This window comes from Burkholderia pyrrocinia (assembly GCF_022809715.1).
In the GTDB taxonomy this organism is placed as follows: domain Bacteria; phylum Pseudomonadota; class Gammaproteobacteria; order Burkholderiales; family Burkholderiaceae; genus Burkholderia; species Burkholderia pyrrocinia_C.
The window spans coordinates 686,498-699,525 of record NZ_CP094460.1 but is presented as its reverse complement, the minus strand read 5'-3'; the positions used below and the strand labels follow the sequence as shown (position 1 = coordinate 699,525).

The window sequence follows — 13,028 nt, the reverse complement described above, 5'->3', positions numbered from 1 at the left end:
TGTATCGATCGTTTGCCGATCGCTCAATTCAAGCCGATCGCCGAATCACAGGCAGACTGTTTCAATCAGATGGCGTCGCTCGGTGATTGTTGCAAGTTCTGTCAGCATGATCCCCGTTTCGTATGGCGCATTTTCCGTTCTTCTATTACAGGCGCCTTTGCCGTCCGTGAAATCCTGATATTCGTACTGATCGGAGAATAGGCGATGGACCGCCCCCCCGCAATGACAGTCACTCGACTGGTCCGGGTTTGCTTCACCGCGGACGTTGCTCGTCACGACAAACAAAGGAACCCCGACGATCATCGGTGCCAACGGCGCGCTCGGTGTGGCGACTGCACGGTTTCGCCCGCGATGGCTGAAAAGTCATTTCCCGTCGCTTTAAAAAGATGGGCTTCAAACCGTGTCGCGCGTTCAGGATTGTCCCACTCGAGCCGGTCGTTGTTCCGCACGGATTGGCTGGAAGTGCGTCAGACAGGTGTTGAATGCACATTGGGAACTGGAATCTACTATTGAAGGGCCGTCGCCCCGATTCGACGGGGATTACGGACGATATTTTTCCCTGTTCCTCGTGCCGGGTTCTACACGAATTTCCTCACTGCTCAATCAAGAAGCGAGAATGAATGTCATTGGCGCCCGCATGCCGGAAGACAAGCACGATACCCGCACGATCGCCGTAACCTGCTCGGATGGCGGTCGCTACGTGATCGTCGTGGACGAGGCAACGATCACTCCGTGATCTGGATTCGAACCTGTCCGCATTTTTGTGGGCGAGGCAGTTGAAGAGCCTATGGCGCAATCGTCATTTCTCCATTACGCGCGCGTTGCCGTCCGTGAAAATCCCGATACTCGTATCGATCAGAGAATAGCCAATGGACCGGCGGCCCGTCATACCGCTCGGGCGTGACTGACGCACAGCGCCCCTCCGCTCCCCGGGCAGGTCACAACCGCTCGCCCCGAACGTCCCTTCCTCCTGTGTCCTTCGCCCGATGATGTCGGGCAGCGCTTTCGGCCCATAGGCCGTCTGCGTGCGCCTGCTTGTCGTTGACGCATGCCCGCTCGTGGGCCCTCTCCCATCCACGAAATCACTGGAGCCCGTTCATGGATATCGATCGTAAACTTATCGGCGGCACCCTGGGGATCGCCGCATGTTCGTTTGCCGCCGCACTTTCTTTCGCCACGCAGGCGCAGGGGGCGACCGCCTGCTATGCCGTCGGCATGCGCGGAGGGCCGCTCTACGTGACGTCGGATGTATTGCGCGACGCCGCGCTCAAGGTCGCGAACGCGCGAGTCACCGCCGCCGGGAATACGTCGTTGACGCCGGTAACGCCCCCGCCCGACCCGAAACGTTGCGACGGGGCGAACGATCACCTACCTGCAGAGGGTCCCGGCACCCGCAACTATTTCGGCAACGTCGTGAGCCCGTTGAAGTTCCTGCGTCTCGCAGCCTATCAATGCGCGGGAACAGGAGGCCAGAGTCAGTTCTTCTCGATGAACCAGGCCATTTATTATCGCCAGTGTGGCGGCGGGCAATACTCGAACTACATTCACTTCTGGGGACGCGCGTACGGGAACCCGAGCACGTGTTTCGCCAGCGACTACCCGACGATGTTTGCCAGGGCCACCAAAGACAGGAAGCAGGCGGACCTGCTCAACGCGATGAAGACGGTTTACTCGGGCGGCCTGAGCGGAACCGCCGCGAACGATCAGGCGCTCGGCAACGCGATGGCGGCGATCCTGATCGCCGAAAGCAATCGCGACTATCTGGTCAATCTCGAGAACTACATGCTGATGGACCTGGCCGACGTGAAGAAGGCCGCGCCGGAGCAAATCATCGGGGGCCACTGCGTGCCGAATGCCGGGTCCTGCCAGAACCGCGGCGAGTCGCAGAACGGCAAGCACCCGATCGCGTGGGGCGGAGCGCAGGAAGCGATGATGGTGAACGGCTGGGGTCAGGCGGCGGGTGCCAATAGCCGCTTCGGCATGATATTCGAAGGCAATCTGTCGGCCGAATGGGCAGTCGCGAAAGGAAAGGTCGCAAGCGCGGAGGTCGCTCAATGCGGCGCGGTTCCGCGAACCTACGGAGATCTGAACCCCGGCGAGCAGGACGCAGTGAAAGGCGTCTTCGAGGGCATTCTGCCGGCCCGCTGAGATTCGCCGCCGGTCAACGCGCGAAGAAAAGGCCGCCGCCCCCATACGCGGAAGCGGCGGCCTCGCTACGCTCAACCGGTTGTCAAACCGCCATCACCGTCACCGACTTCGTCACGAGATACGGCTCGAGCGCTTCCGGCCCGCCTTCCGACCCGTAGCCCGAGTCCTTCACGCCGCCGAACGGCATTTCCGGCCACGGCGTGGCCGGCTGGTTGATCCAAAGCATCCCGACTTCGAGGCGCTGCGTGAGCAGGTGCACGTTCGCGAACGAACGCGTGAACGCGTAGCCGGCCAGCCCGAACGGCAGACGGTTCGCTTCCGCGATCGCGTCCTCGAGCTTGTCGAAGCCGCGAATCGCCGCGACCGGGCCGAACGGCTCGTTGTTGAACACGTCCGCTTCGAGCGGCACGTTCGCGATCACGGTCGGCGCGAAGAAGTTGCCTGCCGAGCCGATCCGCTCGCCGCCCGTCTCGATGCTCGCGCCGACCTTGCGCGCGTTCTCGACCACCGACGCCATCGCGGTCAGCCGGCGCGGGTTCGCGAGCGCGCCGAGCGTCGTGCCTTCCTCGAGGCCGTTGCCGATCTTCAGCCCTTCGGCGTGCTTGACCAGCGCGCGCGTGAACTCGTCGCGGATGCTGTTGTGCACGAGGAAGCGCGTCGGCGAAATGCAGACCTGCCCCGCGTTGCGGAACTTCGCGCCGCCGGCGGCCTTCACCGCGAGCGCGACGTCGGCGTCCTCGGCGACGATCACCGGTGCGTGCCCGCCCAGCTCCATCGTCGCGCGCTTCATATGCTGGCCAGCCAGCGCGGCGAGCTGCTTGCCGACCGGCGTCGAACCCGTGAACGTGACCTTGCGGATCACCGGGTGCGGGATCAGGTACGACGAGATTTCAGCCGGATCGCCGTACACGAGGCCGATCACGCCGGCCGGCACGCCTGCGTCGACGAACGCGCGCAGCAGCGCGGCCGGCGATGCGGGGGTTTCCTCCGGCGCCTTCACGAGGAACGAGCAGCCGGTCGCGAGCGCGGCGCTCAGCTTGCGCACGACCTGGTTGACCGGGAAATTCCACGGCGTGAACGCGGCGACCGGGCCGACCGGCTCCTTCACGACCGTCTGCTGCGCGCCGAGGTTGCGCGGCGGCACGATCCGGCCGTACACGCGGCGGCCTTCGTCCGCGAACCATTCGATGATGTCGGCCGCCGACAGCACTTCGACGCGTGCCTCGGTGAGCGGCTTGCCCTGTTCCTGCGTCATCAACTGAGCGATCGCGTCGGCGCGCTCGCGCACCAGCGCGGCCGCCTTGCGCATCGTCGCCGCGCGTTCGTGCGCGGGCACCTTGCGCCACGTTTCGAAACCGCGCTGCGCGGCGGCGAGCGCGCGGTCGAGATCGGCGATGCCCGCGTGGGCCACCTTGCCGATCGTGTTGCCGGTCGCCGGGTTCACGACGTCGATCGTCTTGCCGCTCGCGGCGTCGACCCACTCGCCGTCGATCAGCAGTTGCGTATCCGTATAAGTCACGTTAGCCATCCAGACACCCCTACATTGCGTCGATAAAACGCGCGCTGCCGCGAGCGGCAGCGCGCCGGTTGACAGAAAGAGCAAAGCCGCCGGGGCTGACAACCACCCGGCGGTGCAGACGGCAGGCACACCGGCCTGCCGTCGTCCCGCATGGGGCCGCGCTCAGTGCGCGGCCGCCGTCGCCTTGCGGAGTTTCGCGACGTCCGCCGCCTGCACGGCCGGCGCGCCGTTGTTCCAGCCGGCGCGCATGAACGTCAGCACGTCGGCGATCTGCCGATCGTTCAACTGGTTCGAGAACGCCGGCATCGGATACGCGGACGGCACGCCGTCGATCACGAGCGTGTCGCTGCCGTTCAGCGTCACGTTGATCAGCGACGATGCATCGGTTTCGAGCACGTTCGGATTGCCGGCGAGCGGCGCGAGCAGCGGCGCGTAACCGCGCCCGTCCGCGCCGTGGCAATGCAGGCAGTAAGCGTTATACACCTTCGCGCCCGGGTCGGCTGCCGGCCGGCCCAGCACCACCTGCGTCGGCTTCGGATCGTAGCTGTACGGCGGCGCGCCCGTGCCGCCCGCGGCCGGCAGCGATTTCAGGTAGCGGGAAATCGCTGCCAGATCGTCGTCGCTCAGCGCCTGCGTGCTGTGGTTGATCACGCTCACCATCGAGCCGAACGCGGTCGCGTGGCGGTTCGCGCCGGTCTTCAGGAACTGCGCGACGTCGGCCTCGTTCCAGCGGCCGAGCCCCGTGTTGTGCTCGCCGGTCAGGTTCGACGCGAACCAGTTGTCGATCGCCGCGCCCGACAGGAACGCCGTGCCGCCTTCGTCGAGCGCCTTCTCCTGGAAGCCGACACCGCGCGGCGTGTGGCACGACCCGCAGTGTCCGAGCCCCTGCACGAGATATGCGCCGCGGTTCCACGCCGCATCCTTGCCCGGCTTGTCGGCGTATGGCGTCGTGTCGAGGAACACCGCGTTCCACAATGCGAGCGGCCAGCGCATGTTGAGCGGCCACGGGATGTCGGACGGCCGGTTCGCCTGCTTCACCGGTTCGACGCCGTGCATGAAGTACGCGTACAGCGCCTTCACGTCGTCGTCCTTCAGCTTCGCGTACGACGGATACGGCATCGCCGGATACAGGTGACGGCCGTCCTTCGCGACGCCCTTACGCAACGCGCTCGCGAAATCGGCTTCCGTATAGCCGCCAATGCCCGTGTCCGGATCGGGCGTGATGTTGGTCGTGTAGATCGCGCCCATCGGCGTGGCCATCTTCAGGCCGCCCGCGAACGGTGTGCCGCGCGGCGCGGTATGGCATGCGACGCAATCGCCGGCTTTCGCGAGATACGCGCCGCGCGCGACGAGCGCGCTGTCGGCCGGTGCCGCCTGCGCGGCGTGCGCGGCCGTGCCGGCCAGCAGCGCGGACAGTGCGAGCAGCGATGCACCGAGCGTGTTCAGGTTGAGGTTTCGCATGTTCGTCTCCCCCTCAGGCCGTCTTCAGCTGGTTGCCGACCGGCAGCTTGCGCAGCCGCTTGCCGGTTGCCGCGAAGATCGCGTTCGACAGCGCCGCCGCGGTCGCGGCCGTGCCCGGTTCGCCGATCCCGCCCGGCGCTTCGCCGCTCTTCACCAGATGGACTTCGATCGGCGGTGTCTCGTTGATTCGCATCATCCGGTAGTCGGTGAAATTGCTCTGCGCGACGCGGCCGTCCTCGATCGTGATCTCGCCGTACAGCGCGCCCGTGATCCCGAAGATGATGCCGCCCTGCACCTGCGCCTCGATCGTGTTCGGATTGACGAACATCCCGCAGTCCACCGCGCACACGACGCGCTTGACCTGCACCTCGCCGTCGTCCACCGCGACGTCGATGACGATCGAGAAGAAGCTGCCGAACGCGTGCATCACCGACACGCCGCGCCCTTGCCCCTTCGGCAGCGACGGTCCCCAGCCGGCCGCCTTGGTCGCGACGTCGAGTACGTTGAGCGCGCGCGGCGTCTTGCCGAGCAGTGAGCGGCGGTATTGCACGGGGTCGGTCTTGGCCTGCGCGGCCAGTTCGTCGATGAAGCTTTCGACGACGAAGGTGCTGCGCGTCGGCCCGACGCCGCGCCAGAACGCGGTCGGCACGTGGCGCGGCTCCTGCCGCACGTAGTCGATCAACTGGTTCGGCAGGTCGTATGGCAGGTCGGTTGCGACCTCCACCGCGTCGGGATCGACGCCGTCCTTGAACGCGGGCGGCGCGAAGCGCGCGAGAATCGACGAGCCGACGATCCGGTGCTGCCACGCGACCGGCTTGCCGTTCGCGTCGAGGCCCGCCGAGATCTTGTCGTAGTAGTACGGGCGATACATGTCGTGCTGGATGTCCTCCTCGCGCGTCCAGACCACCTTCACCGGCGCGCCGACCTGTTTGGCGATCTTCACCGCCTGGCCGATCATGTCCGTCTCGAGACGCCGGCCGAAGCCGCCGCCGAGCAGGTGGTTGTGCACGACGATCTTGTCGGGCGGCAGGCCCGTGAGCTGCTGCACCGTATCGCGCGCCCGCGTCGGCACCTGCGTGCCGACCCAGATTTCGCAGCCGTCGCCGCGCACGTGCACCGTGCAGTTCACGGGCTCCATCGTCGCGTGCGCCAGGAACGGCTGTTCGTAGACGGCGTCGATGCGCGTCTTCGCGTTCGCGAACGCCTTGCCGACGTCGCCGTCCTTGCGCGCGACCGCGCCCTTGCCGTTCGCGGCGGCCTGCGCGAGATCGGCGACGATGTCCTTCGTCGACACCTTCGCGTCCGCGCCTTCGTTCCACTTCACGACGAGCGCCGACGCGCCGCGCTTCGCGGCCCACGTGTGATCGCCGACTACCGCGACCGCGTTGTCCGCGCGCACGACCTGGCGCACGCCGGGGATCTTCTTCGCGGCCGTGTCGTCGACGCTTGCGACCGTGCCGCCGAACACCGGGCTGTTCACGATCACCGCGTACAGCATGCCGGGCACGCGCACGTCGAGCCCGAACTGCGCGGTGCCGTCGACCTTCTCCGGCGAATCGAGCCGCTTCGCGGGCGTGCCGATCAGCTTGAAATCCTCCGGCTTCTTCAACGCGACGTCCTTCGGCACCGGCAGCTTCGCCGCGGCGTCGGCCAACTGGCCGTACGATGCGCGCCGGCCGCTCGAAGGATGCTGCACTTCGCCGTTCGCGGCGCGACAGGATGCCGGATCGACATTCCATTGCTTCGCGGCCGCCGCAACCAGCAGCGTGCGCGCGGTTGCGCCCGCGCGGCGCAGCGGTTCCCATGCGTAGCGCACCGACGTCGAGCCGCCCGTGAGCTGGCCGCCGAGCAGCGGATCGAGGAACAGCTTCTCGTTCGGCGGCGCATGATCGAGCGTCACGCTCGACAGCGGCACTTCGAGCTCCTCGGCGATCAGCATCGGCAGCGCCGTATAGACGCCCTGTCCCATCTCGACCTTCGGCATCACCAGCGTGACCTTGCCGCCGCGGTCGATCTGCACGAACGCATTCGGCGCGAACACGCCGGCGCGCGCGGTTTCATCGCCGTCGCCGCCGATCACCGAACGGCGCGTGTCGTCGCCCGCCGCCGGCAGGCTGAAGCCGAGCAGCAAGCCGCCGCCCGCCGCCGCGCCGAGCGACATGCCGAGCTTGAGAAACCCGCGGCGCGACACGCCGGCGCCGGCCGCTTGCCCGGCGGCCTTGCCTGCTTCGATCAGTCCTCGCGACATGTCACGCTCCCTTGGCGGCTTGCTTGACCGCCGCGCGAATCCGGTTGTACGTGCCGCAGCGGCAGATGTTGCCGGCCATCGCCGCGTCGATGTCGGCGTCGCTCGGGTTCGGGTTCGATGCGATCAGCGCGGTGGCCGCCATCACCTGCCCCGACTGGCAGTAGCCGCACTGGACGACGTCGAGCTCGCGCCACGCCTGCTGGACCTTGTGGCCGGCCGGCGTCGCGCCGACGGCCTCGATCGTCGTGATCCTGCGGCCCGCGACGGCCGCGACCGGCAGCACGCACGAGCGCGCGGCGACGCCGTCGAGATGCACGGTGCACGCGCCGCATTGCGCGATTCCGCAGCCGAACTTCGTGCCGGTGAGGCCCACGACGTCGCGCAGCACCCAGAGCAAGGGCATGTCGTCGGGGGCGTCGACCGTGCGGTTCTCGCCGTTGATGTTGAGGGTGACCATTCAGCCTCCGGGGCCGTTGTATTGGGGAAGCGGCGCGCATGGCGCGCCGCGCGGGTCGTCGTTGTCATCGCCGTCGCGCGGTGCGCGACGGGTGCCGCGCGGCCCGGATGGGGGCGGGCCGCGGCGGTGGTCCTGCGTCGTTACTCGGCCACGTCGATGCCCGACAGCACCTTGATCACCGGCGGTGCCGTGAACCAGTCGGCCGACTTCGTGCGGAATTCGCCGAAATAAGGGCTGGCGAGGTGTGCGTCGAATGCGGCCTGATCGTCGTAGATCTCGTACAGGTGCAGGTTCGGCGAGCCGTCTTGCTCGCGGAACAGGTCGTAGCGCCGGTTGCCCGGTTCGGTGCGCGTCTTGACGACCATGCTGCGCAGTTCGGCCTCGGCGGCCTGCGCGTGTTCGGGTTTCAGGAACAGCGAAGCAATCACGTGAAGCGCCATCTTGTCACTCCTTTCGAAACGGAATCGAGCATGCCACAAGCCGGCGTCGCGCGACGCCAGCGTGCAACCGTGGTGTGTTTGTGTTGCCGTGCCGCAGCATCAGGCCAGTTCGTCCGGGCCCACGCGCACGACGACCTTGCCGAAGTTCTTGCCGGCCAGCAGGCCGATCAGCGCTTCGGGTGCGTCAGCCAGGTCGGGGACCACATCTTCCCGCGTCTTCACCTTGCCCTGCGCGACCCATTCGCTCATCTCCTTCAGGAACGGCGCATAACCGGTCGCATAGTGATCGAGGATGATGAAACCCTGCACGCGGATGCGCTTGCGCAGGATCGCACCCATCAGCGCCGGCACGCGATCACGGCCGGTCGACACTGCGGTGTCGTCGTATGCCGCGTCGTTGTAATGCGCAATGATTCCGCACACGGGCACGCGCGCATGGTCGTTGAGCAGCGGCCAGACCGCGTCGAACACGGCCCCGCCGACGTTCTCGAAATAGACGTCGATGCCGTTCGGACAGGCTTCCTTCAGCTTTGCGGCAAACGCCGGATCGCGGTGGTCGACGCACGCGTCGAAGCCGAGCGTGTCGGTCACGTACGCGCACTTGTCGGCGCCGCCCGCGACGCCGATCACGCGGCAGCCCTTCAGCTTCGCGATCTGCCCGACGACCGAGCCGACCGCGCCGCTGGCTGCCGCGACGACCACGGTCTCGCCGGCCTTCGGTTCGCCGATCTTCAGCAGCCCGGTGTATGCGGTGAAGCCCGGCATGCCGAGCACGCCGAGCGCGTACGACGGATGCGCGAAGTCGCGGCCGAGCGGAATCAGGTCGCGGCCGTCGGACAGCGCATAGTCCTGCCAGCCGGCGCCGGCAACGACGAGATCGCCTTCGCGGAACGCGGGCAGGTTCGACGACACGACGCGGCTGACAGTGCCGCCAACCATCACGTCGCCGAGTTCGACCGGCGCGGCATAGGACGGCGCGTCGCTCATCCGGCCGCGCATGTACGGGTCGAGCGACAACCAGACCGTGCGCAGCAGCACCTGGCCGGCGCCGGGCGTCGGCACGTCGCCGGATTCGGTGCGGAAGTTGCCCGGCGTCGGCGCGCCGACCGGGCGCGACGTCAGGATGATCTGGCGGTTTGCGGTCTTGCTTTGCGGCATGTGAGTCTCCGTCAACAGGAATAAACGTGCTTCGTGGGCACGATCGGATCAGGGATGGACCGACAGAAGGCGCGCACGCGTGGCAGCGTCGGCGGTCAGGCCGGCGTGGTTGCACGCGTGCGGTTGGAACAATCGGGACAGAGTAACGCGGAGCGAGGTATTCGTCATGCGTGGATAAGTAGACCAGTCGTCTAGAATCGGGGCAAAAACAAGGCGCGCCGATGCGCGCCCGGGTTACGACTGCGCTCCGTCATGCGCGGCCGGCGGCAGGTTGAGCATGCGCCGCGTTTCGGCCATCGCCCTTTCGAGCGGTTTGCGGTTGCGGTGAATCTTTTCCAGCAGCGTTGCGCCAAGCCACAGCTCGTAAAGGATCGCGGCCGTGTGCGGCGGATCGTCGACCGCACGCAGCGAGCCATCGGCGAGCCCTGCCTCGATGCCGCCCGCGAGCCGTTCGATGATCTGGCTCGTGCCACGCCGCAGCACCGCGCGCATCGCTTCCGACAGGTCCGACACTTCCGCGCCGAGCTTCACCGCGAGGCACTTGCCCTCCGGATCGTCCGCGCATTGCGTGTGCAGCCAGTTGCCCCAGTACGTCATCAGGCGCTCGGCGCCCGTGCCGGCCTGATGCTTGAGCAGGTTGTCGAGATGCGCGAGATAACCTTCGAAATACGCTTCGAGCAACGCTTCGCCGAATGCCTCTTTCGAGCCGAAGTAATGATAGAACGAGCCCTTCGGGATGCCCGCCGCGGCGAGAATCTCGTTCAGACCGACCGCCGAGAACCCCTTGTGGAGCATGATCGGCTTCGCGATATTCAGGATGTGCTGGCGGACTTCCGCGCCTGAAGATGCATTCATGATGGCGTATGGTAGCAACGATTAGACCGGTCGTCTAGTAATGCTGGGCCGGCATGTTGAGCGGCACTTTACCCGATCGCGACCGGACAATCGATCGCCGTCAGCGCACCGCTTCGTCGGCACGCTTCCTCGTGCGCGCCCGCCGCTCGCTTCGCTGTGCGGCCGGAGCCGTTTTCGTGCCGCGCAGCGGTGCCCGCCGCGCGAGCACAGTCATCTCCCGCCTCAACGCATCGAGCTCCTTGACGCGCGCCGCATCGGTCGCCTGCGCGCCGTCGAGCTGCCCCTGAAGCACCCCGCATCGATGCAGTGCATCGCCGAGTTGCGCCTGCAGCGCGGCGACATCCTTCCGCTGCTGCGCATCGCGCTGCTCGGCGCGCGATGCCGTCGCGTCGAGTTCCTTTTGCAGCCGGGCGGCGGCGAGCCGTTCGCGATCGATCTCCTGAAGCGCGCGCTTCTCCGATGCGCGCAAGCGTTCCTCGGCCCGGCCTGCGTCGTCGCGCAGCCGGTCGAGCTGGGTCGTGAAATCCGCACGCGCCTGCGCAAGTGCGCGGTCGCCTTCCGCGTTGTCGGCTTTCAGGCGCTCGATCTCCGCTTGCAGCGCGCGCCGCGATGCGTCGTCGGCCGCCCTCGCCTGCTCCAGTTCCTGAATGCGCACCTGCGCGGCCAGCAGCGCGGCCGTGCGTTGTTCGAGCGCGGTTTCGGTGCGGGCCAGCTCGGCCTGCAGCGTCGCGACTTCCGCGTTCGCCGCCGTTCGTTCGGCTTCGACTTCCGCGCGCAGTGCGTCGAGCGCGGCGGCCGCGTCGGTGCTCGAACGATTCCACAATGCCGCGACCAGCTCGCCGGCTGCCGCCTGCAGATCGGCCGGCAGGTCGGGATGTTCGATCCGCACGCGACTCTTTTCCCGCAGCTCGGCCCAGAACTCGCCGAGGACAGCCGTCGGCGTGCTCATGCTGCCCTTGCGGACGAGCTGGTACAGGCGGTTCGCGGTAGGTGTGATGCCGAAGCGGAAGAACAGCAGCGCGCAGACCTCGCGGTATAGCTCGCGGGTTTTCGGGAAGTCGGCCTTGAGGCGCTCGATTTCGGCGGTCAGGCGGGGTTCGTCGGCGGCGAGATCGGACATGGTGGGGTTTTGTCGGGGATTTCGTAAATAATATAACGTAAACCGTTAAATATCCAATTCTCGCTGCCTGATGATTTGACATTATTTCTATAATGTCGAGATGATCGAGGGGCGTGGCGCGTGGAATCGAAGCAGATCGTTTGCACGGTTTTGAGCCGCCAATTACCTCCGGCGCTCGTCCGGTGGCGTCAAGCGCGCTGCTTCAGCAGCCCCGCCAGAAGCGTCAGTGCTTCTGTCAGATCTTCGAACGACGGGCCGCCGAGGCAAAGTCGAATCCCGCTCGCCCGATCTTCCGGGTTCACCATCATGGATACCGGCGGGGTCAACTTGATGCGCATCGCTGCAGCGACGGATGCGACACGATTGGCAGCGTCACGCTCCATCGGCAGCCACGCGTTGTAGGCGCCGGGATGCGAGACCAGTTCGCTCGCGCCGAGCAGAGAGATGGCCAGATTGGATCGACGCCGCGCCTCATGGTGCAGATCCCGCTGGATCGAGGAGATGACGCCGGTGGCCAGCCATTCCTCAACCACTGCGCAAGAGAGCGGCGACGGCGCCATTGGCAGGTCCCGCAGCGCGTCTTCCGCTGCGTCGTCGAGTCCGGTCGGCAGCACGAGCATGCCGATCTGCAAACCGGGGCCAAGCGATTTGGACAGCCCGTTCACATGAAAGGTGATCTCGGGCGCCAACGCCGCAAGCGGCGGCAAAGCCGGCTCTGCCGACGCATAGACGCCGTCCTCGATGATCCACGCGCCCGCCCGGCGGCAAATATCCACGATGGCCTGCCTCCGTTCCGCGCTCATCGTTGCGGTGGTCGGGTTCTGCAGCGTCGGCGTGAGATAGACCGCCTTGCTGCCGGTCGATGCGGTGCCGTCGAGTGCGTCCGCCAGTGCCCCCGGCGCCATCCCTTGCGCGTCGGTGTCGACGCCTTGGATCCGATATCCGTTGCGCCGAGCCAGCGCGATCGCGCCAGGATAGGTGATCCGCTCGGTCAGAAGCAGCCCTTGCGAGCCGCAGGCAAGATCGAAGGCCAATGACAGCGCCTGGCGGGCGCCGCTCGTCAGCACCAGATGCGACGGTTCCACCATCAGGCCCAGCGTTTCGAGCCAGCGAGCCAGCACACGTCGGTGCTCCATATGCCCGGCGGGCGGGGCATAGAGATTGAGATGGTCCGCATCGATCTTGCGTGCGATCCCCGTCAATGTTCGCGCCAGCAAGCGAGCGTCGAGCATGGCTGGCGGCACATTGGACGAAAGGTCGATCTGGCGATCCTGATGCGCCTGGCGGATCGCCACGAAGGTTCCCCGGCCCTTGATGCTGCGCGTCAGGCCTCGCCGTTCAAGCGCGGCATAGGCTTTCGTCACCGTGCCAAGGCCGATCCCCAGTTTCAACGCGAGATCGCGATGAGCGGGCAGACGGTCGCCTCCCGTCAGCCGCCCCTCGACGATGTCGTCGGCCAGCGCGAGGACCAACCGCTCGGCGGTATTCGCGTCGATGTCGGCAAGCCGTGGTGACCAGGGAGATTGCAGGAGCATGTTCGCCGCCTAGATATTAGTGTCACGTGACACTATTTATATAAATGAAAAGAGTAACATGCGCGATGTGATTGGATGAAGTCATGC

At 66.5% G+C, this 13,028-nt stretch carries 12 protein-coding genes; 2 read left to right on the top strand and 10 right to left on the bottom strand.

The window, feature by feature from the left end; all coding sequences use genetic code 11:
* Positions 1 to 45 precede the first annotated feature (45 nt).
* Positions 46 to 312, bottom strand: a complete 267-nt coding sequence (locus tag MRS60_RS19995) for a hypothetical protein (RefSeq protein WP_131948374.1) — start codon at positions 310 to 312, stop codon at positions 46 to 48.
* Between the two features lie 163 nt (positions 313 to 475).
* On the opposite strand from MRS60_RS19995, the gene MRS60_RS19990 reads away from it, so the two are divergent.
* Together MRS60_RS19990 and MRS60_RS19985 are read left to right on the top strand one after the other, a co-directional pair.
* A complete protein-coding gene (locus MRS60_RS19990) occupies positions 476 to 736 on the top strand; it encodes a hypothetical protein (RefSeq protein ID WP_243566491.1) in 261 nt (86 codons plus the stop codon).
* Between the two features lie 362 nt (positions 737 to 1,098).
* Positions 1,099 to 2,148, top strand: a complete 1,050-nt coding sequence (locus MRS60_RS19985) for a hypothetical protein (RefSeq protein WP_243566490.1) — start codon at positions 1,099 to 1,101, stop codon at positions 2,146 to 2,148.
* Between the two features lie 82 nt (positions 2,149 to 2,230).
* Here MRS60_RS19985 and MRS60_RS19980 read toward each other — a convergent pair whose 3' ends face one another.
* The 9 genes from MRS60_RS19980 to MRS60_RS19940 all read right to left on the bottom strand — a co-directional run bounded on the left by MRS60_RS19980 (position 2,231) and on the right by MRS60_RS19940 (position 12,941).
* Positions 2,231 to 3,676 (bottom strand): NAD-dependent succinate-semialdehyde dehydrogenase, encoded by a 1,446-nt coding sequence (locus MRS60_RS19980; RefSeq protein ID WP_243566489.1) that lies wholly within the window; start codon positions 3,674 to 3,676, stop codon positions 2,231 to 2,233.
* 153 nt (positions 3,677 to 3,829) lie between these two features.
* Positions 3,830 to 5,128, bottom strand: coding sequence for a c-type cytochrome (locus MRS60_RS19975; RefSeq protein WP_243566488.1), 1,299 nt, complete (start codon positions 5,126 to 5,128; stop codon positions 3,830 to 3,832).
* 13 nt (positions 5,129 to 5,141) lie between these two features.
* Positions 5,142 to 7,376, bottom strand: coding sequence for a xanthine dehydrogenase family protein molybdopterin-binding subunit (locus tag MRS60_RS19970; protein WP_243566487.1), 2,235 nt, complete (start codon positions 7,374 to 7,376; stop codon positions 5,142 to 5,144).
* 1 nt (position 7,377) lies between these two features.
* On the bottom strand, positions 7,378 to 7,833 hold the full coding sequence (locus tag MRS60_RS19965) for a (2Fe-2S)-binding protein (RefSeq protein ID WP_034179524.1): 456 nt from the start codon (positions 7,831 to 7,833) through the stop codon (positions 7,378 to 7,380).
* A 140-nt stretch (positions 7,834 to 7,973) separates the two neighbouring features.
* Positions 7,974 to 8,273 carry a putative quinol monooxygenase gene (locus tag MRS60_RS19960; RefSeq protein WP_034179525.1) on the bottom strand — a complete coding sequence of 100 codons (300 nt, stop codon included), beginning with the start codon at positions 8,271 to 8,273 and terminating at the stop codon, positions 7,974 to 7,976.
* 99 nt (positions 8,274 to 8,372) lie between these two features.
* A complete protein-coding gene (locus MRS60_RS19955) occupies positions 8,373 to 9,431 on the bottom strand; it encodes an NADP-dependent oxidoreductase (RefSeq protein ID WP_034179526.1) in 1,059 nt (352 codons plus the stop codon).
* 234 nt (positions 9,432 to 9,665) lie between these two features.
* Positions 9,666 to 10,286: a TetR/AcrR family transcriptional regulator gene (locus MRS60_RS19950; RefSeq protein WP_131948380.1), complete on the bottom strand. Its 621-nt coding sequence runs from the start codon at positions 10,284 to 10,286 to the stop codon at positions 9,666 to 9,668.
* A gap of 100 nt (positions 10,287 to 10,386) precedes the next feature.
* Positions 10,387 to 11,406 carry a DNA-binding protein gene (locus MRS60_RS19945; RefSeq protein ID WP_034179528.1) on the bottom strand — a complete coding sequence of 340 codons (1,020 nt, stop codon included), beginning with the start codon at positions 11,404 to 11,406 and terminating at the stop codon, positions 10,387 to 10,389.
* A 188-nt stretch (positions 11,407 to 11,594) separates the two neighbouring features.
* Entirely contained in the window at positions 11,595 to 12,941 is a 1,347-nt protein-coding gene (locus MRS60_RS19940) for a PLP-dependent aminotransferase family protein (RefSeq protein ID WP_243566486.1), read from the bottom strand.
* Positions 12,942 to 13,028: the final 87 nt, after the last annotated feature.